This is a genomic window from Bradyrhizobium lablabi, assembly GCF_018129385.1.
Classification (GTDB): Bacteria; Pseudomonadota; Alphaproteobacteria; order Rhizobiales; family Xanthobacteraceae; genus Bradyrhizobium; species Bradyrhizobium lablabi_C.
In genome coordinates, this window is record NZ_JAFCLN010000003.1 from 240377 (window position 1) to 265341 (window position 24965).

26 protein-coding genes and 1 tRNA gene are annotated in these 24965 nt (G+C 63.5%); 21 read left to right on the forward strand and 6 right to left on the reverse strand.

The window, feature by feature from the left end:
- Window positions 1-4 precede the first annotated feature (4 nt).
- The gene (locus JQ628_RS34825; RefSeq protein WP_212221587.1) at window positions 5-1138 is read left to right on the forward strand and encodes a helix-turn-helix transcriptional regulator; all 1134 of its coding nucleotides are present in this window, start codon (window positions 5-7) and stop codon (window positions 1136-1138) included.
- Here JQ628_RS34825 and JQ628_RS07825 read toward each other — a convergent pair.
- Window positions 1135-1497: a hypothetical protein gene (locus JQ628_RS07825; RefSeq protein WP_212221589.1), complete on the reverse strand. Its 363-nt coding sequence runs from the start codon at window positions 1495-1497 to the stop codon at window positions 1135-1137. The genes JQ628_RS34825 and JQ628_RS07825 overlap by 4 nt on opposite strands.
- Before the next feature lie 223 nt (window positions 1498-1720).
- On the opposite strand from JQ628_RS07825, the gene JQ628_RS07830 reads away from it, so the two are divergent.
- Complete coding sequence (locus JQ628_RS07830) at window positions 1721-1978, forward strand: hypothetical protein (protein ID WP_212221591.1); 258 nt, start codon at window positions 1721-1723, stop codon at window positions 1976-1978.
- Window positions 1979-2236: 258 nt separating this feature from the next.
- The gene (locus JQ628_RS07835; protein ID WP_212221593.1) at window positions 2237-6079 is read left to right on the forward strand and encodes an autotransporter outer membrane beta-barrel domain-containing protein; all 3843 of its coding nucleotides are present in this window, start codon (window positions 2237-2239) and stop codon (window positions 6077-6079) included.
- Window positions 6080-6210: 131 nt separating this feature from the next.
- On the opposite strand, the gene JQ628_RS07840 is transcribed toward JQ628_RS07835, so the two are convergent.
- Window positions 6211-6378: a hypothetical protein gene (locus JQ628_RS07840; protein ID WP_249127603.1), complete on the reverse strand. Its 168-nt coding sequence runs from the start codon at window positions 6376-6378 to the stop codon at window positions 6211-6213.
- Window positions 6379-6588: 210 nt separating this feature from the next.
- On the opposite strand from JQ628_RS07840, the gene JQ628_RS07845 reads away from it, so the two are divergent.
- On the forward strand, window positions 6589-7806 hold the full coding sequence (locus JQ628_RS07845) for an MFS transporter (protein WP_212221597.1): 1218 nt from the start codon (window positions 6589-6591) through the stop codon (window positions 7804-7806).
- Between the two features lie 30 nt (window positions 7807-7836).
- Here the strand turns inward: JQ628_RS07845 and JQ628_RS07850 are convergent, their stop codons facing one another.
- Window positions 7837-9165 carry a TAXI family TRAP transporter solute-binding subunit gene (locus JQ628_RS07850; RefSeq protein ID WP_212221599.1) on the reverse strand — a complete coding sequence of 443 codons (1329 nt, stop codon included), beginning with the start codon at window positions 9163-9165 and terminating at the stop codon, window positions 7837-7839.
- Window positions 9166-9438: 273 nt separating this feature from the next.
- Between JQ628_RS07850 and JQ628_RS07855 the strand changes: the two genes are divergently transcribed.
- The 5 genes from JQ628_RS07855 (at window position 9439) to JQ628_RS07875 (ending at window position 11283) form a co-directional block, all read left to right on the forward strand.
- The gene (locus JQ628_RS07855; RefSeq protein ID WP_212221601.1) at window positions 9439-9885 is read left to right on the forward strand and encodes an Hsp20 family protein; all 447 of its coding nucleotides are present in this window, start codon (window positions 9439-9441) and stop codon (window positions 9883-9885) included.
- 84 nt (window positions 9886-9969) lie between these two features.
- Window positions 9970-10296, forward strand: a complete 327-nt coding sequence (locus JQ628_RS07860) for a hypothetical protein (protein ID WP_212221602.1) — start codon at window positions 9970-9972, stop codon at window positions 10294-10296.
- A 202-nt stretch (window positions 10297-10498) separates the two neighbouring features.
- The gene (locus JQ628_RS07865; RefSeq protein WP_212221605.1) at window positions 10499-10690 is read left to right on the forward strand and encodes a hypothetical protein; all 192 of its coding nucleotides are present in this window, start codon (window positions 10499-10501) and stop codon (window positions 10688-10690) included.
- Window positions 10691-10862: 172 nt separating this feature from the next.
- Entirely contained in the window at window positions 10863-11042 is a 180-nt protein-coding gene (locus tag JQ628_RS07870) for a hypothetical protein (RefSeq protein ID WP_212221607.1), read from the forward strand.
- A 19-nt stretch (window positions 11043-11061) separates the two neighbouring features.
- A complete protein-coding gene (locus tag JQ628_RS07875; protein ID WP_212221609.1) occupies window positions 11062-11283 on the forward strand; it encodes a DUF3551 domain-containing protein in 222 nt (73 codons plus the stop codon).
- A 72-nt stretch (window positions 11284-11355) separates the two neighbouring features.
- Here the strand turns inward: JQ628_RS07875 and JQ628_RS07880 are convergent.
- Window positions 11356-11432, reverse strand: a tRNA-Met gene (locus JQ628_RS07880).
- Window positions 11433-11723: 291 nt separating this feature from the next.
- On the opposite strand from JQ628_RS07880, the gene JQ628_RS07885 reads away from it, so the two are divergent.
- The 9 genes from JQ628_RS07885 to JQ628_RS07925 all read left to right on the forward strand — a co-directional run bounded on the left by JQ628_RS07885 (window position 11724) and on the right by JQ628_RS07925 (window position 20800).
- Window positions 11724-13328: a GMC family oxidoreductase gene (locus tag JQ628_RS07885; RefSeq protein WP_212221611.1), complete on the forward strand. Its 1605-nt coding sequence runs from the start codon at window positions 11724-11726 to the stop codon at window positions 13326-13328.
- A gap of 221 nt (window positions 13329-13549) precedes the next feature.
- Complete coding sequence (locus tag JQ628_RS07890) at window positions 13550-14065, forward strand: CvpA family protein (protein ID WP_212221613.1); 516 nt, start codon at window positions 13550-13552, stop codon at window positions 14063-14065.
- 177 nt (window positions 14066-14242) lie between these two features.
- Window positions 14243-15025 carry an SDR family oxidoreductase gene (locus JQ628_RS07895; RefSeq protein WP_212221615.1) on the forward strand — a complete coding sequence of 261 codons (783 nt, stop codon included), beginning with the start codon at window positions 14243-14245 and terminating at the stop codon, window positions 15023-15025.
- Window positions 15022-16011: an NADPH:quinone reductase gene (locus tag JQ628_RS07900; protein ID WP_212221617.1), complete on the forward strand. Its 990-nt coding sequence runs from the start codon at window positions 15022-15024 to the stop codon at window positions 16009-16011. Before JQ628_RS07895 ends, JQ628_RS07900 begins: the two co-directional genes overlap by 4 nt.
- Before the next feature lie 22 nt (window positions 16012-16033).
- The gene (locus tag JQ628_RS07905) at window positions 16034-16882 is read left to right on the forward strand and encodes an MBL fold metallo-hydrolase (protein ID WP_212221619.1); all 849 of its coding nucleotides are present in this window, start codon (window positions 16034-16036) and stop codon (window positions 16880-16882) included.
- A 224-nt stretch (window positions 16883-17106) separates the two neighbouring features.
- Complete coding sequence (locus JQ628_RS07910) at window positions 17107-17949, forward strand: fumarylacetoacetate hydrolase family protein (RefSeq protein ID WP_212221620.1); 843 nt, start codon at window positions 17107-17109, stop codon at window positions 17947-17949.
- Between the two features lie 130 nt (window positions 17950-18079).
- Complete coding sequence (locus JQ628_RS07915) at window positions 18080-18691, forward strand: glutathione S-transferase family protein (RefSeq protein WP_212221622.1); 612 nt, start codon at window positions 18080-18082, stop codon at window positions 18689-18691.
- 28 nt (window positions 18692-18719) lie between these two features.
- Entirely contained in the window at window positions 18720-19910 is a 1191-nt protein-coding gene (locus JQ628_RS07920; protein ID WP_212221624.1) for a serine hydrolase domain-containing protein, read from the forward strand.
- Between the two features lie 20 nt (window positions 19911-19930).
- Window positions 19931-20800, forward strand: a complete 870-nt coding sequence (locus tag JQ628_RS07925; RefSeq protein ID WP_212221627.1) for an MBL fold metallo-hydrolase — start codon at window positions 19931-19933, stop codon at window positions 20798-20800.
- A 148-nt stretch (window positions 20801-20948) separates the two neighbouring features.
- On the opposite strand, the gene JQ628_RS07930 is transcribed toward JQ628_RS07925, so the two are convergent.
- Window positions 20949-21491, reverse strand: a complete 543-nt coding sequence (locus JQ628_RS07930) for a methylated-DNA--[protein]-cysteine S-methyltransferase (RefSeq protein ID WP_212221629.1) — start codon at window positions 21489-21491, stop codon at window positions 20949-20951.
- A 221-nt stretch (window positions 21492-21712) separates the two neighbouring features.
- On the opposite strand from JQ628_RS07930, the gene JQ628_RS07935 reads away from it, so the two are divergent.
- Complete coding sequence (locus JQ628_RS07935) at window positions 21713-22528, forward strand: alpha/beta fold hydrolase (RefSeq protein WP_212221631.1); 816 nt, start codon at window positions 21713-21715, stop codon at window positions 22526-22528.
- Between the two features lie 3 nt (window positions 22529-22531).
- Window positions 22532-23347, forward strand: a complete 816-nt coding sequence (locus JQ628_RS07940) for an alpha/beta fold hydrolase (protein WP_212221633.1) — start codon at window positions 22532-22534, stop codon at window positions 23345-23347.
- Window positions 23348-23501: 154 nt separating this feature from the next.
- On the opposite strand, the gene JQ628_RS07945 is transcribed toward JQ628_RS07940, so the two are convergent.
- Window positions 23502-23957 (reverse strand): carboxymuconolactone decarboxylase family protein, encoded by a 456-nt coding sequence (locus JQ628_RS07945; protein WP_212221635.1) that lies wholly within the window; start codon window positions 23955-23957, stop codon window positions 23502-23504.
- A 112-nt stretch (window positions 23958-24069) separates the two neighbouring features.
- Between JQ628_RS07945 and JQ628_RS07950 the strand changes: the two genes are divergently transcribed.
- A complete protein-coding gene (locus JQ628_RS07950; protein WP_212221637.1) occupies window positions 24070-24924 on the forward strand; it encodes a sigma-70 family RNA polymerase sigma factor in 855 nt (284 codons plus the stop codon).
- The last annotated feature ends 41 nt before the right edge of the window (window positions 24925-24965 follow it).

Consider the following 24965-nt stretch of genomic DNA (forward strand, 5'->3'; position numbering starts at 1 on the left):
GATCGTGATTATTTCAGACAAACGATCAGAAACTATTCTCAATCTCGTCTATGACGCCGCTGCCGAGGAAGAACTGTGGAGCAGCGTTCTTACCGAGATCGCGGATTTGACCCGCAGCCAGGGCGGAATCCTGTTCGGTCAGTCGCTGACTGCAAGCCGGGTCTACTTCGACTACAACGGCCGGCTCGACGAGGAATGCAACCGCGTCTACCAGGAACGGCACATGCAAAATGTGTGGTCGGAGCACATGGAGCATCAGCCGGTCGGCCGGGTGGTGTTTTCCGACGATGCGGTCGAAATGTCGGCACTGCGCGCGACGGCCTTCTTCGATGAGGTTCTGCGGCCGCAGGATGTCGCCCACAATTCGATGATCGCGCTGGCGGCCAAAGAAGATTTCCGGGCGGCCTTCAATATCTGCCGCAGCTCGCGCCAGGGGGCTTTCGGAGCAGACGAGCAAAAGCTGTTCGAGTGGCTGGTGCCGCATTTGCGCCGCTCGATCACGCTGGGATTCAAGCTCGACAGCTACCAGGCCATGCAGCGCGCCGCGTTCGAGGTGCTCGAGCAACTCTCGGATGCGGTGATGCTGCTCGATCGCCGGGCTCGCCTGCTGTTTGCCAACGCGGCGGCCCGGGCGCTTGAAGAAAGCGGGGCGCTGCGCCTGCGGCAATGCGTTACGACTTACTCGCAGCCGCATTCGCAGCGATTGGCCGGGCTGATCCGATCGGCGCTGGAGGGATCGGCCGGCGGATCCATGAGCATGCCGGGCTGCATCGCGGGCCAGCACCTGACGATCCTGGTCTCCTCGGTACGCAGCAAGGATATGGGGCGGTTTTCCGACCTCAACATGAAGGACGCGGCCGTGCTGGTGTTCATCATCGACCCGGCGAACCACAATTCGATACCGCTGGCGCGGATCATGGACGCTTTCGGGCTGACGCAGGCCGAAGCGCGCGTCGCACTGGCATCGTCGTCGGGAAAGACGATGTTCGAGACGGCTCAATTGCTGGGATTATCGCCGAACACCATCAAGACCCACCTGCGCCGGGTGTTTGCCAAGACGGCAACGGGACGTCAGGCCGAGCTGGCACGACTCATGGCATCGATAGGGACCATGCGGTTTCCCAATGACGACCGCTAAGTCCCTTTCGCCGGCGTATTTGCTACCGGCCTCAGCGAGCTGCTCCAGAGCGCGGGCGGAGCATCCGCGCTCATCAGACCGGTGTGGCGACGCCGCTTGATGGCCGTGATGACGATCACCACGATGCAACAAATCGCATAGAGCCCGCTACAGGCCGCGAGCAGGCGATCGCCGAGATTGATGGCGGCATAACAGCCGGTCGACACATGGCTGCCGGTCCACATCAGCCAGGTGGAATATGAGATGGCGGAGGCGCCGTTGCCGTCACGGGCCACCCGCCAGATCTGGGGAAAATAGGATACGAGTCGCAACCCGCTGAAAGCACTGAAAGTGCCCAGGCTGATTTCTGCAAGCGTCATTGCATTCTCGCACGCGGCGCTACCGACCTCGATTCGACCCTAGGGTTTTCGACGATGCCGGCGCGTCATCCCATCGGGTGACGTCGAGAATTTTTGATCAGCGCGCCTCACCTGAATGGATGACGACGATTGTCGCGCGCTCGCTTACAGCTTTGCGCACTTCGGCTCGGGGTAGGGGCGAGAATGCGTGCATTTTTCAAACAATACCTGAACGAGGTTGACGATGAACAGATTTTCAACAGGTCGGACAAGCTTTTCGAAATATCCTGACGATCTCAGCGAACAGGACCGGCGGACCTACCGCCGGTGGGTTTCGGGACTGTTCGTTTTCTATTCGCTGGCGATCGCAGTTGCCGTGGCCGCTACCTTCACGCATCGGCCTGGCGGCGATGAAACGGCCTCTATCGAACGCGGCAAACAAGTCACGGCGGCGACTGCGACGTCCGGCTTCGTCACCAGCGCTGCCGCTGAGAAAAGGTGAGCGGTTACCCGCTCGCCCGTGATCGCACCGTGCGAAGCTGTTGCGGTGGCTGTGAGGTCATTTCGCTGTCACACTAAATAATCGCGGGGCGCGGCGGTTCGCGCCACGCGCAAGTGGCCTGCCCGCAACACCCGTCGAGAAAGCGGCTGTGGCCAACACAATTCCGTCCATTCGCCAAAAGCGTGCACGCGTTGAGAAGACGCTCCCCGGCCATTGCGCTACGAAAAATGCAGGCTACGGCGGTGGTTGGGGGAAGTGATGGAAGCGTTCGGCGGCAGGCTGGGCATGTGGCGCGGCGCGCTGCTCGGTTCGGTATCCCTGGTGGCGATGGCGTGCGCGTCGGATGCGTTGGCCGCGTGCCAGGGCGTGAACACCGGCAATGTGCTTTGCGATGCCGCCCATCCCTCAGGCGGCTCGCTCAATACGCAGTCCGGCGTCGATACGACCGTTAATATCAATGCCGGCGCCGGCATCACGGGCGGTATGCTCGTGGTGGCCAACGGCGCGTCCACCTCTCAATCTGTTACCGTCAATCACAATGACCCGGGCGGCATTCGCAACAGCACGTTTGAGGCCATATTAATCTATAACTTTACCCCCAGCGGTGCTGTTACCTATACGGGGTCGGCCGATGTCGTCGGACCGCTGAGCATCAAATCATCTGGCGGCCCAGTCTCCGTCACGCAAACCTCCGGCACCGTAACCTCTGTCGCAGTCGAGACCGAGGCCTCCGGGAGCGTCGACATCAACACGGTCGGCAGCCGGGTTGGGTTCGTCTTTGCCCGCAATATCGGGACGGGAGGACAATCGGACTTCACGATCAGAACCGGCGAAGTCACGGCGGCGGATGCCAACCAGGACGCCATATACGTGCTGGCGGGCAACAGCAGGATCACCGGACGCAATCTCAGTCTCACGACTGACGGCAACGTTCTTGGCCGCATAAGCATGTCAATGATGGGGACCGGAACCGTCGATTTTACGACCAACGCCGGTGTCACCGGCGACGTCAGGGTTGAGGCGACCAATCAGGCGAGCACCGGCGCATTCAGGATCAATCTCAATCAGGACGTCACCGGCAACGTCAGTCTGTCCAACGCCGGGACGGGCACCACCACCGTTCACACGCGCAACATCGCCGGCACACTCTCGGTCGGAGGCGGTGGCGGTGCAAACAGCAGCATTGTCGTTGACGGCAACGTGAACGCGGGCACCGTTGCGGCTTTCTCCTCCTACGGTGGCGGTGTTGCCTCGATCGGCCTCCGGGGTGGCGGGACCAACAGCGCGACCTTCAACGGCGCCATCTCGGGTACATTCGACGCCTCCGCCGCTCCCCGTCCGTCACTCGGCGGTCGCGTCACCGGCCTGGGCGCCACTTTGGGAAGTACATCCACTGACGGTTCGGCGACGCTGAACGTCAACGGACCGGTCACGGTGACCGGTATCGGCCGGGCCGGCGATGCGGCGCATGTAAACGGCGTGTCGCTCAGCACCGACCGCGATAGCGTCGTCCCGTTCGACGTCAACCTGCGCGGTTCGGTGTCGGCGACATCGATCGGTGACACCGCCGCCACCGTTTTCGGCATCAGCGCCTCGCAATCCCGCCTCGGCACGCTCCGGCTGACCGCCGACGGCGCCGTCACCGCCACGGCCAACGCCGCCGGCAGCACCGTCACGGGAATCTCCGTCGGCGCTTCAGCGTTTTCCACGTTCGACAATGCGACCACCTTCATCGTCCGGGCCAACGGCGATGTGACCGCGACATCGGACGGCGCTGCGACCGGCATTTTCGTGACACGCGGGAGCACGTCCGCGGGTGTCACCGCAGGAGCGGGAGGCGCCGACGTCATCAGCAGGGGGACCGTGACCGCCAACTCCACCAGCGCGGGCGCGATCGGCGTGCGCGGCCTGTTCATGAGCGACGACACCAACGCGGCCACCCTTTCCCTGCGCACCGAAGGCAACGTGATCGCCAACGGCACGGCTGCCGGCAGCTACGGCATCTTCGCCCAGCGCGGCGGCCTCGGCGATCTGAAGATCGAGGTACTGGCCGGGGTGCAGAGCACGGGTACCGGCATCGGCGTCACCCGCACCAATGCCGGCAACATGTTTATCACGGCGGGCAGCAATGCGGCGATCAGCGGCGTGACCGGTGTCACGACTTCGGGAGGCACCACCACGCTGGTCAATTACGGCGGCATCACCGGCACCGGCGGCACCGCGATCCAGTTCGGCGGCACCAATGACGTGCTGCGGATGATGTCGGGCAGCACGGTGAACGGCAATGTCGTCGGCAATGGCACCAGCATTTTGCAGCTCGGCGGCACCACGGCCGCGACCGTCAACCTTTTGCAGTTCTCCGGCTTCTCGAACATTGCATCGCTGGCCGGCTCGAACTGGAGTTTTTCGGGCACTTCGAATTTTGCCGGCACCTTCAATGTCGACGGCGCCTTCACCTTCAATGGCGACATGTCCAATGCCAGCGTCATCGTCGGGGCCGGCGGCACGCTCGGTGGCAACGGCACCTACGGCAATCTCGTCGTCAACGGCACGTTGTCGCCCGGCAACTCGCCGGGCACCATCACGACCGGCAGCCTGGCGCTGAGTTCGGCGTCGATCTATCTGTTGCAGGTCACAGGCACGACCAGCGACAAGATCATCGTCACCGGCACCGCCAACATCGACGGCAAGGTCGTGGTCGATCCGCTGGAGCGGCTGCTGAAGAAAACCACCTATACCATCATCAACGCAGGAACGCTGAACGGCACCTTCACATCGGCGAGCGTCGCCGGCACCAGCAATTTCGCCCGCAACGCTATTCTGAGCTATGTCGGCAACGACGTGCTGGTGACCGTCGATCCCGGCCTGCTCTCGCCGGTCCTGTCGGCGAACGCACCGGTCAATCACAGGAACGTCGCCGGCGGGATCGACAATGCGTTGCTGGGCGGCGCCAATCTCTCCAACGCCTTCAGCGCGATCTTCAATCTTTCGGGCAACGCGCTGGAGAACGGCCTGACCCAGATCTCGGGCGAGACCGCCACCGGCACGCAGCAGACGACGTTCAACGCCATGAACCAGTTCATGGGCACGCTGCTCGATCCCTTCATCGACGGGCGCGGCGCGGCCGCCAGCGCCGGCGGCGCACCGAATGCCTTTGCAGACGAAGAAGCGCTGGCTTATGCGGCCAAGCGCTCCAATAACGACGCCTATGCCGCGATCTACCGCAAGGCGCCACTTGCGGCGGCCTACGATCCGCGCTGGAGCGTGTGGGCGGCGGCCTATGGCGGATCGCAGAGCACGAGCGGCAACGCGGTCGTGGGTTCGAACGACACCACCAGCCGCCTGTTCGGCACCGCCGTCGGGTTCGACTACCGTTTTTCTCCGAACACGATTGCGGGCTTTGCGCTCGCCGGTGGCGGCACCAATTTCGGCGTGACGGGCGGCGGCAGCGGCCGCTCCGACCTGTTCCAGGCCGGCGCCTTCGTTCGGCACAATACCGGCGCAGGCTATGTGGCCGGCGCCCTCGCCTATGGCTGGCAGGACGTCACCACCGACCGCACCGTGACGGTGGCGGGCATCGATCGCCTGCGCGCCGAGTTCAACGCCAACGCCTGGTCGGGCCGCGTCGAAGGCGGCTATCGCTTCGTAGCGCCGTGGATCGGCGGCGTCGGCTTCACGCCCTATGCCGCCGGCCAGTTCACCACTTTCGACCTTCCCGCCTATGCGGAGCAGGCTGTGGCCGGCAACAACACCTTTGCGCTGGCCTATAATTCAAAGAGCGTCACCAACACCCGCAGCGAGCTCGGCCTGCGCACCGACAAATCGTTTGCGCTCGACGGCGCGGTGCTGACGCTGCGCGGCCGCGCCGCATGGGCGCACGACTTCAACCCCGACCGCAATATCGCGGCGACCTTCCAGACCCTGCCCGGCTCAAGCTTTGTGGTGAACGGCGCCGCGCAGGCGCCAAACTCCGCACTCACGACCGCCTCGGCCGAAGTGAAGTGGATGAACGGCTGGTCAGCGCTCGCCAGCTTCGAGTGCGAGTTCTCCAGCGTGACGCGCTCCTACGCCGGCAAGGGCGTGGTGCGATATGCGTGGTGAGCGCGGCGGGCACTGATTAAATCAGCTAAGGCCATTTCCGAAACAGCAAAGCAAAAGGCCTCCGCGATAATCGCTGGAGGCCTTCACTTCACGAGGGGTACATCCGCCCTCGCTCCACTACTCTTGCTATATTACTGTTGCCGTGCTGCTTCCCGGGCCAGCCGTTCGGCCTTCAGACGCTCGTAGTTTGCGCGGAAAGCATTGTCCGCGCGCTTGCGCTCCGCCATCGCCTGTTCGGCTTCGATGCGCTGCTTTTCCAATCTCGCCTCCCGCTCCATGCTGCTGGCGGCAGGCTTCATTCGGTTTTCATAGGTCATACAGCACAACGCGCTACGGCACCAAAAGTTCCCGTCAGATTGGCCATCGCGGGCAATCTCGCCCCCAAAGAGTCCCAACGCCTGAAGGGGGCGATGCCGTTCCAATGGCATTGGCCGGCGCAGGAACAACCCGGCACGCGGCGCGATTAAGCCATCATCCGGATCATGCCCCAGGGAGCATCTCACGCAGCAATGGCCGACAAGCGCCCGCAACAACAGAAGGGCAAGGCAACGCGGCTATGGCCGCTGCTCGCGGTGAACTTCTTTGTGGCCGACATGCAGTCCGGCATCGGCCCCTTCCTCAGCGTGTTCCTGCTCGAGCGCGGCTGGGCCGCCGGCATGATCGGCACCGCCATGACGGTGGGCAGTATCGCCGGCATGCTGGTCACCACGCCCGTCGGCGCTCTCATCGATGCTTCACGTCGCAAGCGGGTCTGGGTGATCGTGCCCGGCATCGCCGTGGTCGCGGCTTCTTCCATCATCCTGATCTGGCATAATTTCTGGGCGGTCACCGCATCGCAAATCGCGACCTCGATCGCTGGCGCCGCGATCATCCCTGCGATGACCGGCATCACCCTCGGCATCGTCGGACAGAAAGGCTTCAACCGGCAGAACGGCCGCAACCAGGCCTTCAATCACGGCGGCAACATGGTTGGCGCGGCCCTGTCCGGGTACCTCGGCTGGCAGTTCGGATATTTTTCGGTGTTCCTGCTCGCGGCGCTGTTCGGTGTCATCACGATCGCCTGCGTGCTCATGATCCCTGCCGACTCGATTGATGACCGTGTCGCGCGCGGCAGCAAGGAAGACGATCCCGAAAGCCAACCCAGCGGTTTGACCGTGTTGCTGAAACACAAACCGTTGCTGGTGCTCGCGCTGGCGCTGGCCGTCTTTCACCTTGGCAATGCGGCGATTGCCCCGCTTTACGGCATGTCCGCCGTCGCCGACAGCCAGGTCAACGGGCCGAGCTTTGTCGCCGCGACGATCGTGATCGCCCAGGGCGTCATGGTGATCGCCTCGATCCTTGCGATGCGCATCGCGGAAAAGCGCAATTACTGGCTCATCATGCTGGTGTCGTTTCTGGTGCTGCCGCTGCGCGGAATCCTTGCCTATTTCCTTGCGGGGTGGTGGGGCGTGGTCCCCTTGCAGATTCTGGACGGTATCGGCATCGGATTGCAGAGCGTGGCGGTGCCCGTGATGGTGGCGCGTTCGCTGAACGGGACCGGCCGCGTCAATCTCGCGCAGGGTGCGGTCATCACGGTGCAAGGCGCGGGCGCGGCATTGAGTCCTGCGCTCGGCGGCTGGATCGCGCAAGCGATCGGCTATACGCCGGTCTTCCTGTTGCTGGGAGGGCTTGGGCTGGTCGCCACGGCCGTGTGGATCGCTTTGGGTGCGGCCGTCAAAAAATACTGACATCCCTTGCGATCACGGCGGCCATGCCGTTCAGGCTGGTGACGGCGGGGTCGCTTGCTGCGAAGCCAGAACCAGCCGGCGGTCGTGGATCAGGTTTTCCAGCCGGTGCGCCGCCACGTTGAGCGCGACGACATCGCGCGCCGTCTCCTCGCCGGCGGCCTCCCTCGCCCGCTGCCCTTCCAGCACCCGGTCGATTTCGCTCTCGATCGCGTCGAGCTCAGCTTCACTATTGCTGGCGCGGATGCGGCGGCCCAGCGTGTAGAGCGCATCGAGCGCCTGTTCGCGCGAGAGCGGCGTGCCGGCGCGCAGGAATTTCCAGGCGGCTGCCAGCACCGATGCAAGACCGCCCGCGATCATCGGCACGAGGAAGATGATGTTGCCCCATTTGTCGAGAAAGCTTTCCTGCGTGCCGTTGTAGAAGGCGGCAGCGCCGGGATGCAGCGGAATATAGGCGGACGCGTCGGTGTCCGGCGTCGTGATGTGGGTCAGTTGTGGGTATTCCGCCAGCAGGTCCCGCCGGGCATTCATCAGCGACTCCGTCAGGTCGGCGATCAGGTCGCTGTCGAGCTTCTTCTGCGCGACGAGATAGAAGGACGTCCGGAGCGTCGTCAGATCGTCGGACGGATTGGGCGGCGATCCGCGCAGCGTGCCTTTCGGCACGTCGAAACTTTCATAGGCACGGTCCTTCCCCGCAATCGCTCCGGCCTGTTCGATGGGAATCATTATCGGGCCCGACTTGCCGCCCGGCGGAAACAGGCCGCGCAGCAGCGACAGGTATTTTTCCGTGAGCGGCGTCATCACCAGGATCGCGCGGACCTCCTTCGTTTCAAGCGCCCGGCGCACGTCCGGCAGCGCAAGCGTTTTGAAGGTCACGCCCGCCTGGCCAAGGTCGTATTCGTCGGTCAGGTCTTTGATGAGCCGCTTGTCGATGTTGCCGCCGATCACGCCCACTGCGACGCGTTTCAGTCCCGCAATATCCGATATCGTCGAACCTGGCGGCGCCATCAACAGCGCTACCGCGTGGCCCACGACCGCAACGGCGTACGCCTGCGAGAGATCGCCGACGTCACCCCTGACAATCGCAAGATCGACCTTGCCGGACGAAAAGGCATTGGCTGAATCGAGGGTGCTTGCTGTTTCCACCAGCGAGAGCCGCACCGGCGCCTTTTGCTGCGCGAGCTTGCTCGCCAGCGCCGACACGACCTTGTTCGCCTCGCCGTCGAACGACCCTACCGCAATGGTCAACGTCGTCGGCCGGTAATACCAGCGCCAGGCAAACAGGCTGGCGCCGGCGACCAGAACGACAATCCCGGCGACCAGCGTGATGCGCAGCCAGCTTGGCAATCTGGTTGGATCCATGTCCGGCAAACTACCCGATCAATCCGGCATCAACCAGCAGCAGCGAGCCGCAATGGCCGCGCGACCGGCGGCAAGTGCCGGTTAACCACAAGCCCGCCGAGGGGCTCAAAAAAAATTTTGCCGCCCTCTTGAACTTTTTTTCGCTCTGACGATTTTTTCGATCGCCGCATGACAAAGCGGCCGGGGTGCCTGTCGGGCCCCGCGACTTGAGGCGGGCGCCGGAAGGTGTCCGGCGCCAGCTCGTACCCAACTTGCTCTATGGAGGATTTGGCTATGAGGTATGATTGGACTCCCCTGTGGAGGTCGACCATTGGCTTCGACCGCCTGTTTGACGTTCTCGACGAGGTCCAGCGGACCGCCGAAGAGACCTATCCCCCCTACAATATCGAACGGCTCGACGAAAACCGCTTCCAGATCTCGGTGGCGCTCGCCGGATTCACCCCGGACGAGGTCACGCTGACGATGGAGCAAAACGTCCTGACGCTGGAAGGCCGCAAGACCGAGAAGGACGAGAAGACTTTCCTGCATCGCGGCATCTCCACCCGCTCGTTCAAGCGTCAATTCACCCTGGCCGACCATGTCGAGGTCAAGGGTGCGCGCTTCGAGAACGGACTGTTGCTCATCGAGTTGCAGCGCGAGATCCCAGAAGCCATGAAGCCGCGCCGTATCGCCATCGCCGGCGCAGGCAAGGTGAGCCAGATCGAGGCCAAGGCCGCCTGACCAACCTGCGGCCAGGACCGATCGCGTCGCGCGGGAGCTTCCCGCGCGGCACCCTATCAACGCGTCTTTCGATTGGAGGCAGCCATGCGGCCGACGCCCGCTCAACACGACAACGTCTTCGACTTCAATTCTCTGCTTCATCCCGGCACGGTGTTCACGCATCCGCGGGATGTTGTTTCCCATCCGAACCTCTCTCTCGCCGAGAAGCGCGCCATTCTGGCGTCCTGGGCATCCGATGCTTCGGCGATCGCGTCCTGCCCCGCCTTGCGCGCCCCCGACGGGCTGAAGGCGCCCGTTCACATCGACGACATCCTGGAGGCGCTGCGCGCGCTGGACGACAGCGGCCCGCGCCATCCGCCGGGCGGCAAGCCGATGCGCCTGCGCTCGAGCGAGCGGCGGGCGGCTGCCTGAAAGGTGACGGCAATGGAAACGCATCTTGAATTGCCGGGCGATGCCGAACAACTCCAAAGGGCCCTTGCGCAACGTCTTGAGGACGAGGTGCATGCCTGGCGGGCGGTGCGGGCGCGGCGATCCAGCGTAACGGCGAGCGGCGTGCCCGTGCTGCGGCGAACGCCGCAGACGGGCCGCGTCCGGCCCCGGACGTGAGCTGATCATGCCCTATAACATCCATGCGCAGAGCGGCTTGGGCGCATTCGGTGTCATCGTCGAAACGGCCCGGGAGGCGCTCGCAACGGCTGCGCAACTGGCTGAAGAAGGGCATCCCGACGTCCTGATCAAGGACCTCTTCGGAAACACGCTCACGCTTGGCGCGTTGACGGCGCTGGCCGACGCAGAAGACGCCTGACGCGACAGCGGCGGTGAGCGAACACCGGAAAGCCATTTGCGCTACGGGTGCAGAATGCAAAGGTTTTGCGCGACCCGGGCGCAGGCAAATCCGGCCCTTCCCGGGAGATTGTGGTAAGGTGATACGCTCGATAGGCTCTGGAAGCGCGCAACCCCCGCTGCTGGTGATGACAATGGATGCGCTGGGCTTGGCCTTGCTGGTTGGAGGGTTCGCCTTCCTCGTCAGCGGACTGATCTTTCTGGTGCCGACACGGCGCAAGCAATCGGCGCAGCGGGAAATCGTCGATGAAAATCTGGAACAGGTGGATCACTATTTGCGGGAGATGCGCCGGGGACGGGAGGATCTGCCCTGAGCAGGCCGGGAGCGCCACGATGCGTGCGATAGCTGTTTCGATCCTGCTCGCCCTGATCCCGGCCGCCGGCGCCGAGGCGCAAACATACGACCCGAGATACCCGATCTGCCTTCAGGTCTGGGGCACCGACGGCAGCTCGATCTCCTGCCGCTTCGGCTCCATGGGCCAATGCAAGGCGGTGGCGTCCGGCCGGGCGGCGCAGTGCGTGACCAATCCGTATTTCGCGAAGCGACGCCGTTAGGCCGCGTTGGCACGGGGGAAGGACAGCGCAAAACAAAAAACCCTTCCAAGCCGTTGGCCTGGAAGGGTTGTTTGGTTGCGGGGATAGGATTTGAACCTATGACCTTCAGGTTATGAGCCTGACGAGCTACCGGGCTGCTCCACCCCGCGTTAACCGTTGCGCGCCTTCCAAAAACCGGGCCGGAAACGAACCCGGCCCGCGCTTGCAGCGCCGATCGTCCCGTTCCGGAGGCTTCCTGAGAAGGCAACCCGGGCATCGCCAACGGGTGCGGGGCGTATGTATCAACGCTGATCCCCTTTGGAAAGGGCAAAAGGTCCGGTTTTGAGGATTTTGTGACAGCTAAATCACGGGTTTTCCGGCTCAAAATCGGAATGGGGAACCGCTCTTGCCAGAAACGGCCGAAAAGCGGAGCTTCACTGCAAAAATGATGGGGGATACGCGTGACGGATACATTCGATTTCGTGGTGGTGGGCGCCGGCTCCGGCGGGAGCACGTTGGCGGGGAGGCTTTCGGAGAACGCGGACACCTCGGTGGCGCTGCTGGATGCCGGCGGCAGGAACGACAATTGGGTGGTCACCACGCCCTTTGCGCTCGCGCTGATGGTCACCGGCAACATCAACAACTGGGCGTTCGCCACGGTGCCGCAGGCCGGCCTCAACGGCCGCATCGGCTATCAGCCCCGCGGCAAGGGGCTCGGCGGCTCAAGCGCGATCAACGCCATGGTCTATATCCGCGGCCATCGCAGCGACTATGATCACTGGGCTTCGCTGGGTAATCCCGGCTGGTCCTATGCCGACGTATTGCCCTACTTCAAGCGCGCCGAGGACAATGCCGATTTCGGCGGCGAGTATCACGGCAAGGGCGGCCCGCTGGCCGTCAACCGGCTGCGTACCGACAACCCCGTGCAGCAGATCTTCATACAGGCGGCGCAGGAAGGCCAGTTCCGGATCCGCGAGGATTTCAACGGCGAGGACCATGAAGGCCTCGGCATCTATCAGGTGACGCAGAAGAACGGCGAACGCTGGAGCGCAGCGCGCGCCTATGTCCATCCGCATATCGGCAGCCGTGCCAATTTGCGGGTCGAGACCGGCGCCCACGCCACCCGCATCCTGTTCGAAGGCAAGCGCGCGGTCGGCGTCGAATACCGGCAAGGCAAGGAGTTGAAGCAACTGCGCGCGCGGCGCGAGGTGATCGTTGCCGGCGGCGCGTTCCAGAGCCCGCAACTGCTGATGCTTTCTGGCGTCGGGGACGGCACAGAACTCGGCAAGCACGGGATCGCCAGCGTGCATCACCTGCCCGGCGTCGGTCAGAACCTACAGGATCATCCTGACTTCGTGTTCGGCTACATGTCCGACAATCCCAACTTCAACGGGCTCTCGCTGAAGGGAATGCCGCGACTGTTGCGCGCGATCCGCCAGTACCGGCGCGAGCGCCGCGGTCCGATGACGTCGAACTTCGCCGAATGCGGCGGTTTTCTGAAGACCAGGCCCGACCTCGAGATTCCCGACGTGCAACTGCATTTCGGCATGGCGCTGACCGACGATCACGGCCGCAAGCGTCACCGGGGCACCGGCTTCTCGTTGCACGTCTGCCAGTTGCGGCCGAAGAGCCGCGGACATGTCGGGCTTCATAGCGCCGATCCCATGGCCGCGCCCCTGATCGATCCGAATTTCCTCGGCGATCCCGATGATCTCGAAACCATGGTCGGCGGCTACAAGATCACCAAGCGGCTGCTGGAGACGCCGGCGCTGCGAGCGATCCAGAAAAAGGACATGTTCACCGAGGGCGTGCGCACCGACGATGACATCCGAAAAATCCTGCGCGAGCGCGTGGATACCGTCTATCACCCGGTCGGCACCTGTAAGATGGGCAGCGATCCCCTGGCGGTGGTCGATTCACGGCTGAAGGTGCATGGCATGGAGGGATTGCGCGTGGTCGATGCCTCGATCATGCCGACCCTGATCGGCGGCAATACCAATGCGCCGACCATCATGATCGGCGAGAAGGCCGCCGACATGATCAAGGCGGAGATGCGGGCGAACTGAATAACCGCTCGTCATGCCCGGACTTGATCCGGGCATCCATCGATCTTCGGAAAAAATCTTTCATGCGAGGTGGATTGCCGGGTCAAGCCCGGCAATGACGAGAGAGTTATCACGAGAGCTGTCGGAACCAAACGGCTGCGCCGATACCGACAATTTTAGCGATCGCGCGGCCGGTTCCTTGACGAACCTAGGGCATGGAAAGGCGCTGTTGGAAGTGCCACATGAACAGTTTCGATATCGTCGTCTATCTTGGTTTGGTCATCGCCATCGTGACTGGCTTCAACACCGGCCTTTTGCGCAGCGCGATCACCATTCTCGCCTATCTGGTTGCGATGCCGCTGAGCGCGTGGATCATGACGATGGTCGCGCCGCAACTCGGCGGCCAGTTTGCCGCGCCGCTTTCGCAAAACTGGGTGATCTTCTTCGCCACGTTCCTGTTCGCAGGGATGGGGCTGGGAAAAATGGCGCGGATGGCGCTGGACGATGCCATCGGCTCCGAGACCGGCATCGGCGACCGTCTCGGCGGCGCGGCGCTGGGCGCGGTTCGCGTCGGCTTGGTCGCGACCACGTTCGTCCTCATTTTCGATCAGCTCGTGCCGGCGGCCAAGCAGCCAGCGTTCCTGAACGGCTCGCAATTGCGGCCGCTGTTCTCCGCCGCCGGACAGAGCGGCATCCGGTCGCTGCCGCCCGACCTCACCGCCACCATCGAGCGGATGAAAAAAGAGCGGCACATCTGAAGCTTTTTGCTTTGAGCATAATCTTGCGGAAAGCCGGTGCCCACTTTTCCGGATTATGCTCCCTCTTCCCGCCGTCATGCATTTCTGCCGCGCGCGGTCCCTTATCAGGGCCGCGGAGGTTGGCTATGGTGCCGCCGTCCGACCTCAATAATCATCCGAAATCACGGGAGTGAAACAGTGGATCTTGGGATCAAAGGCCGCCGCGCCATCATCTGCGCCTCCAGCAAGGGCCTTGGCCGCGCCTGCGCCATCGCGCTCGCCGGTGAAGGCGTTCATGTCACGCTGACGGCGCGCGGCGCCGAGGCGCTGAAGGCGACTGCCGACGAAATCCGGAAGAAAAGCCCCGGCGTGACCGTCACCGAGATCGTCGGCGACATCACGACGCCGGCGGGGCGCGCAGACGTGCTGAAAGCCTGTCCCGAGCCGGACATTTTGATCAACAATGCCGGCGGCCCGCCGCCCGGCGACTTCCGCAACTGGACGCGAGACGACTGGATCAAGGCCATCGACGCCAACATGCTGACCCCGATCGAGCTGATCAAGGCGACGGTCGACGGCATGATGGCGCGAAAATTCGGCCGCATCGTCAACATCACCTCGGCCGCGGTGAAGGCGCCGATCGAAATTCTCGGCCTCTCCAACGGCGCGCGGGCCGGCCTCACCGGCTTCGTCGCGGGTCTCTCGCGGAAAACCGTCATCAATAACGTCACCATCAACGGCCTGTTGCCGGGCCCGTTCTTGACCGACCGGCTGCGCAACACCGCAAAATCCGAAGCGGAGAAGCGCGGCATCACGCATGAGGCGCGGCTGGCGGAACGCGCCAAGGAAAATCCGGCCGGCCGCTTCGGCGATCCCGAGGAGTTTGGCCTCGCCTGCGCATTCCTTTGCGCCGACAAAGCCGGCTTCATCACCGGCCAGAACATCCTGCTCGACGGCGGCGCGTTCCCGGGAACGCTGTGAGAGCGATCTGGTACGAACGCACGGGACCGGCGGCGGACGTTCTCACCTATGGTGAGATGCCGACGCCGGTCGCGGGACCCGGTGAGGTGCGGATCAGGCTCGAGGCATCGGGCGTCAATCCCGCCGATGTCGGCCGCCGCGGCGGCACCTATCGCGCGATGGAATATCCGCGTGTGATTCCGAACAGCGACGGCGCAGGGATTATCGACCAGATCGGCGATGGCGTGACGCGGTTGAGCACCGGCCAGCGCGTCTGGCTGTTCAACGGCCAGCGCAACGGCAGAGCGTTCGGTACCGCCGCCGAATACATCGCGTTGGCCGAGCACCTCGTGACGCCGCTGCCGGACAATCTCACCTTCGCGCAAGGTGCGACCCTCGGCATCCCCGGCATGACCGCCTGGTGCTGCCTGTTCGGCGACGGACCGATTGCGGGCAAGACCGTACTGGTCACCGGCGGCGCCGGCGCGGTCGGCCACTATGCGGTGCAACTGGCAAAATGGGGCGGCGCGCGGGTGATCGCGACGGTCAGTTCGGCGGCCAAGGCCGAACAGGCGCGGCTGGCCGGCGCCGATCTCGTGATCAACTACAGGAACGACGACGTGGTCGAGAAGGCGATGGCCTTCACGGGAAGGCGCGGCGTGGACCGCGTCGTCGACGTCGATTTCGGCGGCAATATCGAGACTACGCTGAAATTGATGGGCATGAATTCGACCATCGCGATCTACGCGACCAACGGCAACCGCACGCCCGTGGTGCCGATGCGCGAGCTGATGGAAAAATGCATTGCGGTGCGCGCGCTGGTGCTGTTCGCGCTGCCGCCGCCGCTGCTCGCGGCTGCGCAAGCCGACATCACCAAATGGCTCGCGGCGGGAATGCGCATTCACAACATCGCCGGTCAGTTCGCGCTGTCAGATACGGCGCAGGCGCATCTGGCGGTCGAGAAGGGCGACAAGCTCGGGACCGTCATCGTCGATTGCGCGCGATAACAAGAAACGAGGGAAACGCCGGATGCAGTGGAAGGTAGGCAGGGTCAAGATAACGAAGGTCGTCGAGCTCGAGACGTTGGGTCACACGCGCTTCATCCTGCCGCTCGCGACCAACGAGGAAATCCAGAAACTGCCCTGGCTGATCCCGCACTTCGCCAATGAAGAGGGCCGGCTGAAAATGTCGATCCATTCGCTTGTCGTGGAGACGCCGACGCGGCGGATCATCGTCGACACCGGCCTTGGCAATGACAAGCAGGGCCGCAACGTTCCGACCTGGAACAACCGCAAGGATCCCTTTCTGGACAGGCTGACCGCCGCGGGCTTTCCACCTGACAGCATCGACACCGTGCTGTGCACGCATCTGCATGTCGATCACGTCGGCTGGAACACCAGCCTCGTGGACGGCAGATGGGTGCCGACGTTCAGGAACGCGCGCTACGTGTTCGGCAAGACCGAATATGAGCACTGGCGCGACCACAGCGAGGAGCCGGCGCATATCGCCGTCTTCAACGACTCGGTGAAGCCGATCGCGGATGCCGGCAAGGCCGATCTGGTCGCCAGCGATGCAAAACTCGCCGACGAGATCACGCTGATCCCCACCCCGGGCCACAGCCCCGGCCATATGAGCATCCACATCAGGTCCGACGGCGAAGAGGGCCTGCTGACGGGGGACGTTGCCCACCACCCCTGCCAGATGGCGCATCTGGACTGGTCCTCGACCGCGGATAGCGATCCCACCCAATCGCCGGCGACCCGGCGCGAGCTGTTTTCGCGCTTCGCCGACACGCCCGTGCTGGTGATCGGCGGGCATTTCAACGCCGGCCACATCAGGCGCGAGGGCGACGCCTTCAAGTTCATTGCGCTCGCTTAGACCCTCATGGTGAGGAGGCGCGTAAGCGCCGTCTCGAACCATGAAGGCCCCAATTTTACCCGCGGCCCATCCTTCGATACGGCCGCTTTGCGGCCTCCTCAGGATGAGGGGTGCTGCGTTGCAGCAGCGCAGGCGAGAGGCCATTGCAATCCCGCCCGCGCTGTTCCATGAACGCTGCCAAGAAGGCATCAGTCAAACCAAGACCCTCAAGGGAGTGCTGAAAAATGAAGCTTGTGCGTTACGGCGAAAAGGGTGCGGAAAAGCCCGGCCTGATCGATAAATCCGGCCAGTTGCGCGACCTCTCGGCCCATGTGAAGGACCTGGATGGCGCGGCCTATTCGCCTGACAGCCTGAAGAAGCTGGCTGCGATCGACCCGGCCTCGCTGCCCGCCGTCTCCGGCAAGCCGCGCTTCGGCGCTCCCGTTACCGGCATCTCCAAATTCGTCGCCATCGGCCTGAACTACGTCGACCATGCCAAGGAGACGGGCTCGCCGATCCCGACCGAGCCGATCTTCTTCATCAAGGCCAACACGGCGCTGTCGGGTCCGAACGACGCGGTCGAAAAGCCGCGCGGCTCGACCAAGCTCGACTGGGAAGTCGAGATCGCAGCCATCATCGGCACCCGCGCCAAATATGTTTCGGAAGCCGATGCGCTGAATCACGTCGCCGGCTATTGCTGCTGCAACGACGTTTCCGAGCGCAATTTCCAGATCGAGCGCCTCGGACAGTGGACCAAGGGCAAATCGCACGACACCTTCGGCCCGGTCGGCCCGTGGGTTGCGACCAAGGACGAGATCGCGGACGTGCAGAAACTGTCGATGTGGCTCGACGTCAACGGCCAGCGCCGCCAGACCGGATCGACCTCGACCATGATCTTCACCATGGCCAAGTGCATTTCCTACGTCTCGCAGTTCATGACCCTGCTGCCCGGCGACATCGTCACCACGGGCACCCCGCCCGGCGTCGGCACCGGCATGAAGCCGCCGCAATTCCTCAATGTCGGCGACGTCGTCACGCTGGGCATCGAGGGCCTCGGCGAGCAGCGCCAGGAGATTGTTGCGGCCTGAGCGCACACTCCACCGTCATTGCGAGCGAAGCGAAGCAATCCATCTATCCGCTTGCGGAGCTATGGATTGCTTCGTCGCCTCGCTCCTTGCAATGACGTTCCAATTTCCAATGGACCATTTGGAACCACTCATGAAACTCACCTTCTCTCCCGCCTCGCCCTTTGCCCGCAAGGTGCGCATTGCCGCGATCGAGCTCGGGCTGATCGACAAGATCGAGATGATTCCCTCCACCGTCGCGCCCGGAACGGTCAACGAGGAATATTCCAAAATCTCGCCGCTGAAGAAGCTGCCGGTGCTGATCACCAATGACGGCGACGTCATTCTCGATTCCTACGTGATCGTCGAATATCTCAACGAGACCGCAGGCGGTGCGCTGATCCCCGGCTACGGGCGCAAGCGCTGGCAGGTGAAGACGGATCATTCGCTGATTCAGGGCATGCTCGATTCCATGCTGCTGTGCCGCTACGAAAAGGCCGTACGGCCGCAGGGCCTGCAATGGCAAGCGTGGAGCGACGACCACTGGAACCGGGCATGGACCGGCATGGCGCGGTTCGAGAGCCGCGATGACGTGCTGGGCGGTCCGTTCGACATCGTGCAGATCGGCCTTGTTTGCGTGCTCGGCTATGCCGATTACCGCTTTGCCGATTGCGGCTGGCGCAAGGCCTACCCCAAACTCGACAAATTCCATCAGAAGATGCTGGAGCGGCCGTCGGTGAATATCTCGGTGCCGCCGCCGGCGTAGAGTAGAGATTTGCGAGGGAGTGACCGACATGCGCCACCATCTCCCTCGCCTTCACTATCTCTGGCTTGGCGCCTTGTTCTCGCTCATCGCTTCCGCGGCATGGGGACAGAACCAGATGTCGCCTGGCCAACGAAATCTTGCCTGCGGATCTCCGACATCGCTCGACGACGGTTGGGTGACGGCCGCGCCCGAAAGCGCCGGGATGGATGGCGAGCGCCTCTGCACCATCGCCGCGCGTCTGCAACTCACGGGTTCGGAGGTTCACTCCGTGGTCGTCGTCCGCCACGGCAAACTGGTATTCGAGCAGTATTTCCCGGGGCTGGACCAGCCGTGGGGCGAGAAAGAAGCGCGGCACGAATTCACGCCGACGACCAGGCACGACATGCGCTCGGCATCGAAAAGCGTGACTTCGCTGCTGGTGGGCATCGCGATCGACCACAAGCTGATCGCAAGCGCCGATGAGTCCGTCGTGAAATTCTTCCCGGAATATCAGGTGGTGAAGCAGGCCGGATGGGATGCGATCACCATTCGCCAGCTCCTGACGATGTCCTCCGGCATCAAGTGGGACGAGACGCTCGGTTGGAGCGATCCGAGGAACGACGAACCCCACCTCGCCTTCGATCCCGATCCGCTTGGCTACGTGCTTTCAAAACCGATTGCCGCACCCCCGGACACGCTATGGGTCTACAATGGCGGTGGGACGGACCTGCTCGGCAGCATTCTCGAACGCGCATCCGGAAAGAAGCTGGAAGCGTTTGCCCGCGAAGCCCTGTTCGGGCCGCTCGATGTCACCGACTTCGAATGGAAGAATTATCCGAGAAATGGCAAGCCCGCCGCAGCAGCCGGCCTGCGCCTGCGCCCACGCGATGCGGCGAAAATCGGCCAGCTTGTGCTCAACCGCGGGACGTGGAACGGCAAGCCCATCGTTTCGGCGGACTGGATCGAAAAATCCATCACGCCGCGTTTCCAGGCCGCCGGCTATTTCGGCGGAACGATGTTCTACGGCTATCAGTGGTGGATCGGCCGCTCGCTCGCGCGCGGAAAGGAAGTGCAATGGGTGGCCGCGTTCGGCTGGGGCGGACAGCGGATCTTCGTCGCGCCTGAGTTTGATCTCGTCATGGTCACCACAGCTTCGCAATACGGCAAGCCGAAGGAAGGCCTCGCCGCGATGGATATTCTGGCCAACGTCGTCCTCCCGGCAGCGCTCGACAAGCACTGAACAGAAGAAACGGAAATGCCATGAACCTCACATTCAAAGCCGGCGATCTCACCATCCATCGCATCATCGAGCAGGAGACCACCTTCCTGCCCGCGCTCGAAATGCTGCCGGACTTGACGCCGGACGTACTGGCGGAGAATCGCGCCTGGATGCAGGCCTCGAACGCGCTGGATGGCGAGGACGTGCTGGTCCTCTGCTTTCAGTCCTACGTCGTGAAGACGCCGCACCACACCATCTTGGTCGATAGCTGTATCGGCAACGACAAGCCGCGCCCGACCCGGCCGAAGTGGAACATGAAGACCGACGACACCTATATGCGGGGCCTCGCCGCCGCAGGATTTTCCGTCGCCGATATCGACTATGTGATGTGCACGCATCTGCATGTCGATCACGTCGGCTGGAACACGCGGCTGGCGAACGGCCGCTGGGTGCCGACCTTCCCGAAGGCCCGCTACGTGTTCGGCAAGACGGAGTTCGATTACTGGATGGGCGTGCATGCCAAGACGCCTGTGCCGGTGATCGAGGACAGCGTGCTGCCGATCGTGGAAGCCAGGCGTTTCGAGGCCGTCGCCAACGATCACCAGATCGGCGATCACGTCCGCATCCTGCCGACGCCGGGGCACACGCCCGGCCACTCGGCCTTCGTCCTTGGCCGAGGCAGGGACGACGCCGTATTCTCCGGCGATCTCATGCATTCCCCGATCCAGACCCGCTATCCCGAGATGTCGGTGAAATTCGACGTCGATCCGGCGGACGCCGCGAAGACACGGCGCAGTTTCCTGGAGCGCTATTGCGACACCGAAACGCTGTGCTGCACGGCGCATTTCCCTTCGCCGTCGGTCGGGAAGATCAGGCGCTGGGGCGACGGGTTTTCCTGCGAGGCGGTGTAGCGGGCTTTTCCCTTCTTCCCCTTGTGGGAGAAGATGGCGCGAACGCAGTCCGCGACGGATGAGAGGTCTGTCTCCGCGGATAGAGACCCCTCACTCGCGCTCGCTTCGCGATCGCACCCTCTTCCACAAGGGGAGAGGGAAGAAAACGCTAGTCAAACAAGCTCGGCGTGTGGTTCACCGCGGCGCCCTCGATCGCCAGCATCTTCAGCTTGGTCACCACGCCGCCATTGGCCGAGAAGCCGCCGGGCTTGTTGCCGGCCGCCAGCACGCGGTGGCACGGCACCACGATCGGACAGGGGTTGCGGCCCAGCGCCTGGCCGACGTCGCGCGACAGTTCGACGCCGCCCAATTTCTTGGCGATATCGCCATAGGTCATGGTCTGGCCCGGCGGAATCTTCCGCGCGATGTCGTAGACGCCGCGGTTGAACTCCGGCACGCCGTCGAGATCGAGTTCGATCTCGAGCAAATCGTTCGGCTTGCCCGCGAGCAGTTCGACCATCGCGTCGATCGCGCTCTGCACCTCCGTCGGCGGCGGCGCTTCCGTCACCTCGCCGTTGCGCTGGAGGATCCGCTTGCGGGTCTTTTCCTCGTTGCCCATCGGCAATTGCACGCCTGATATGCCGCGCTCGCCCCAGATGATTCCGCAGGTCCCGATCGCGCTTTCGAAAATCGCAAAATGCTGGCCGGTCATGGCTCGCTCCTGATTCCTTGCGCTCCAGTCATGAGCTTGATGCTGGCCCGGAATCTAGGCTTGGAAATAGTTGCTATCCACCCGAATCCCGAAAGGATTTTGCGGCATCAACAGCCTGTGTTCCCTGCGGAAATCGGGCCTACTGGCGCTTTTCGGCCATGGGCAGGGGTGCTCTTCCATGAAATTATGGCGGCCCCTCCTTCTCGGTTTTCCGGCACCCCATGCAAACCCTGCGCGTCAACGGATATGACATGGCCTATCTCGATGTCGGCCACGCCGAGGGACCGCCACTCGTCTGCGTGCACGGGTCGCTGAACGATTTCCGCATCTGGAGTTGCGTGATCGGTCCGTTGTCGACGCAGCATCGCGTGATCTGCGTCAGCCTGCGGCATTTCTTCCCCGAGCAATGGGACGGCACGGGCAATACCTACTCGATCGCGCAGCATGTCGACGACCTCGCAGCTTTCATCGAGAAACTCGATGCTGGTCCGGTCACTTTGATGGGCCATTCCCGCGGCGGACACATCGCGTTCCGCGTCGCGCAGCTGCGCCCGGCCCTGCTGCACAGACTGATCCTCGCCGAGCCCGGCGGCGAGATCGATGCCTCGCTCGACCCCGGTTTCAAGGGCGGACCCTCGCCGCTGCTGGCGCGGTTTACGACTGCGGCGGACAGGATCGCGGCCGGCGATATCGAGGGCGGGCTTGCTTTCTTCGTCGACACGCTGGAAGGTGCGGGCCGTTGGCAACGGCTGCCGCCCGCAATGAAGCAGGGCCTGCTCGACAATGCGACCACGCTGATCGGCCAGGTCAGGGACGAGCGGCCGCCATTCTCCAAAGCGGATGCCGAATCGATCCAAATGCCGACGCTGTTCATCGGCGGCGAAAAGACTAAGGGCCTGCTGCCGAAAGTGCTGCATGCGCTGGCAGCGCATGTTCCCGATGCGACGACGGTGATGATTCCGAACACGACGCATCCGATGTTCGAACAGGCGCCACAGAAATTTTCCGAAGTCGTACTGGATTTTTTGGCGAGCTGAAGTATGCAGACAATCAAGGTCAATGGTTACGATATGGCCTATCTCGAATTGGGGAATGGCCCGCCGCTGGTGCTGGTGCACGGCACGTTAGGCGATTTCCGCACCTGGAATTCGGTGATGGGTCCGCTGTCGCGCAAGCACCGCGTGATCGCGGTAAGCCTGCGGCGCTTTTTTCCCGAACACTGGGACGGCGTCGGCGACGATTACAAGATGGCGCAGCACGTGTCCGACGTGCTCGCCTTCCTCGAGCAGATTTCGCCGCGGCCGGTCGACCTGCTCGGACATTCCCGCGGCGGTCACATCGCGTTCCGGATCGCCGAGCAGCGGCCCGACCTGTTGCGCAGGCTGGTGCTGGCCGAGCCGGGCGGCGATCTCGATGCGTCGCTGTTGCAGCCGAATGCGCCGCCGCCTCCGCCGATGCCGCTCTCGATCGCCATGCCCGTCGTGCTGAAGAGCATCAGGGGCGGCGACATCGACGGCGCGCTAAAACTGTTCGTCGATGCGATCGACGGTGACGGCGCCTGGGGACGCCTGCCGGCCGCCGCCAAGCAGCAATTGCGCGACAACGCTTTCACGCTGCTCGGTCAGGCCGGCGAAGGCCGCAAGCCGTTCACTCTGGCGCAGGCGCAATCGATCCATACGCCGACACTGTTCATCGGTGGCGCCAATACGACGGGAAGCCTTTCGATCGTTCATCGCGTGCTCGCGCAGCATTTCGAGAACTCGCGGACGGCGATGGTTGACGGCGCCAAACACTGGATGTTCGACGACTCGCCGCAGCAGTTTTGCGGGGCTGTTTTGAAATTCCTGGCGGATTAGCATCCCTTCCCTTCTCCCCTTGTGAGAGAAGGTGGCGCGAAGCGCCGGATGAGGAGTCTGCGTCCGCGGAGACAGACTCCTCACCCGTCCGCGATGTTGCCGCATCGCGTCCACCCTCTCCCACAAGAGGAGAGGGTAAGAAAGGACCGACGTCTCACACCTTCCACGCGCCGACCGGCTGGCGCACCACGACATTAAGCCGGTTCCAGACATTGATATTGGCGATGGCGAGGATCAGCGCAGCGAGTTCCGCCTCGTCGAACTGCTTGTCGGCGGCGCTCCAGATTTCATCCGGCACCGGATCGGCACGATCGGAAATCCGCGTCAGTGCCTCCGTCAGCGCCAGCGCGGCGCGCTCGGCCGCGCTGAAGTAGGGGGCCTCGCGCCAGGCCGCTACCGCGAATAGACGCTCGTCGGTCTCGCCGGCCTTTTTCGCGATTTTCGGGTGCATGTCGACGCAGACGCTACAGCCATTGATCTGGCTGGCGCGCAGATGCACCAGTTCCAGCAGCTTTTCCGGCAGACTGTTCTTGGGCAAATCGCCGAGCGCATGTAGCGCTTTCATGGCATCGGGAATGACCGCGACCGGGTGATTCATGCGGGCTTGCATTGGTCTTTCTCCATATCTGGTTTTCCTTTTGACGTTCCCTGCCGATCTCTGTCACATCGGCCGGGTTTCGTTCGTCATGACCGTGACGGAGCGCGATCAGGGAATGTGACCGATGGACGAGACAAAATTTCTGGCGGAAAAGTTTGAGGCCAAGCGGGCCCATCTGCGCGCGGTGGCCTACCGCATGCTGGGCTCGACCGCCGAGGTCGATGACGCCGTTCAGGAAACCTGGCTGCGGCTCAGCCGCTCCGACACCAGCGCGGTGGAAAATCTCGGCGGCTGGCTGACGACGGTGGTCGCGCGGGTGTGCCTCGACATGCTGCGCGCGCGTAAATCGCGGCGCGAGGAGCCGATGGGGCCGCATGTGCCCGAACCCGTCGCGGACGACACGCATGGACGCGATGCCGAGATGGCCGACTCCGTCGGCGCCGCGCTGCTGGTGGTGCTGGAGACGCTGGCGCCGGCCGAACGGCTCGCGTTTGTACTGCACGACATGTTCGCGGTGCCCTTCGAAGAGATCGCTCCGATCGTCGGCCGCACGCCGGCTGCCGCCCGCCAACTCGCCAGCCGTGCCCGTCGGCGCGTGCAGGGCGCGCCGCCGCCCGACGCCGATCTGGGTCGGCAGCGCAAGATCGTCGACGCCTTCATAGCGGCGTCCCGCAACGGCGATTTCGAGGGCCTGCTCGCGGTGCTCGATCCCGATGTGCGCTTCCGCGCCGATGAGGCCGCACAGCGCCTTGGCTCGCTTGCGGAAATGCGCGGCGCACCGGCGGTCGCCGCAGCCTTCAAGGGACGTGCGCAGGCGGCAAGAACGGCGCTGGTCGATGGCGCGCCGGCGATCGCGGTCATCCTCGGCGGACAATTGCGCATCGTCGTGCGGCTCACCATTGCCGGCGATCGGATCGCGGCGGTGGAGGCGGTGGCCGACGCGGACCGCATCGCAGAGTTCGATGTGGAGATGCTGTAGCGCTTGGCCGTGGTCTGGCGTCGGGCCTGATGCTAGTCTCA

Excerpts from the sequence above, each read along its gene's own strand:
- JQ628_RS07825 (WP_212221589.1), bottom strand. The coding sequence starts at position 1,497 with ATGACGCTTGCAGAAATCAGCCTGGGCACTTTCAGTGCTTTCAGCGGG.
- JQ628_RS07830 (WP_212221591.1), top strand. The coding sequence starts at position 1,721 with ATGAACAGATTTTCAACAGGTCGGACAAGCTTTTCGAAATATCCTGAC.
- JQ628_RS07835 (WP_212221593.1), top strand. The coding sequence starts at position 2,237 with ATGGAAGCGTTCGGCGGCAGGCTGGGCATGTGGCGCGGCGCGCTGCTC.
- JQ628_RS07840 (WP_249127603.1), bottom strand. The coding sequence starts at position 6,378 with ATGAAGCCTGCCGCCAGCAGCATGGAGCGGGAGGCGAGATTGGAAAAG.
- JQ628_RS07845 (WP_212221597.1), top strand. The coding sequence starts at position 6,589 with ATGGCCGACAAGCGCCCGCAACAACAGAAGGGCAAGGCAACGCGGCTA.
- JQ628_RS07850 (WP_212221599.1), bottom strand. The coding sequence starts at position 9,165 with ATGGATCCAACCAGATTGCCAAGCTGGCTGCGCATCACGCTGGTCGCC.
- JQ628_RS07855 (WP_212221601.1), top strand. The coding sequence starts at position 9,439 with ATGAGGTATGATTGGACTCCCCTGTGGAGGTCGACCATTGGCTTCGAC.
- JQ628_RS07860 (WP_212221602.1), top strand. The coding sequence starts at position 9,970 with ATGCGGCCGACGCCCGCTCAACACGACAACGTCTTCGACTTCAATTCT.
- JQ628_RS07865 (WP_212221605.1), top strand. The coding sequence starts at position 10,499 with ATGCCCTATAACATCCATGCGCAGAGCGGCTTGGGCGCATTCGGTGTC.
- JQ628_RS07870 (WP_212221607.1), top strand. The coding sequence starts at position 10,863 with ATGGATGCGCTGGGCTTGGCCTTGCTGGTTGGAGGGTTCGCCTTCCTC.
- JQ628_RS07875 (WP_212221609.1), top strand. The coding sequence starts at position 11,062 with ATGCGTGCGATAGCTGTTTCGATCCTGCTCGCCCTGATCCCGGCCGCC.
- JQ628_RS07890 (WP_212221613.1), top strand. The coding sequence starts at position 13,550 with ATGAACAGTTTCGATATCGTCGTCTATCTTGGTTTGGTCATCGCCATC.
- JQ628_RS07905 (WP_212221619.1), top strand. The coding sequence starts at position 16,034 with ATGCAGTGGAAGGTAGGCAGGGTCAAGATAACGAAGGTCGTCGAGCTC.
- JQ628_RS07910 (WP_212221620.1), top strand. The coding sequence starts at position 17,107 with ATGAAGCTTGTGCGTTACGGCGAAAAGGGTGCGGAAAAGCCCGGCCTG.
- JQ628_RS07915 (WP_212221622.1), top strand. The coding sequence starts at position 18,080 with ATGAAACTCACCTTCTCTCCCGCCTCGCCCTTTGCCCGCAAGGTGCGC.
- JQ628_RS07920 (WP_212221624.1), top strand. The coding sequence starts at position 18,720 with ATGCGCCACCATCTCCCTCGCCTTCACTATCTCTGGCTTGGCGCCTTG.
- JQ628_RS07925 (WP_212221627.1), top strand. The coding sequence starts at position 19,931 with ATGAACCTCACATTCAAAGCCGGCGATCTCACCATCCATCGCATCATC.
- JQ628_RS07930 (WP_212221629.1), bottom strand. The coding sequence starts at position 21,491 with ATGACCGGCCAGCATTTTGCGATTTTCGAAAGCGCGATCGGGACCTGC.
- JQ628_RS07935 (WP_212221631.1), top strand. The coding sequence starts at position 21,713 with ATGCAAACCCTGCGCGTCAACGGATATGACATGGCCTATCTCGATGTC.
- JQ628_RS07940 (WP_212221633.1), top strand. The coding sequence starts at position 22,532 with ATGCAGACAATCAAGGTCAATGGTTACGATATGGCCTATCTCGAATTG.
- JQ628_RS07945 (WP_212221635.1), bottom strand. The coding sequence starts at position 23,957 with ATGCAAGCCCGCATGAATCACCCGGTCGCGGTCATTCCCGATGCCATG.
- JQ628_RS07950 (WP_212221637.1), top strand. The coding sequence starts at position 24,070 with ATGGACGAGACAAAATTTCTGGCGGAAAAGTTTGAGGCCAAGCGGGCC.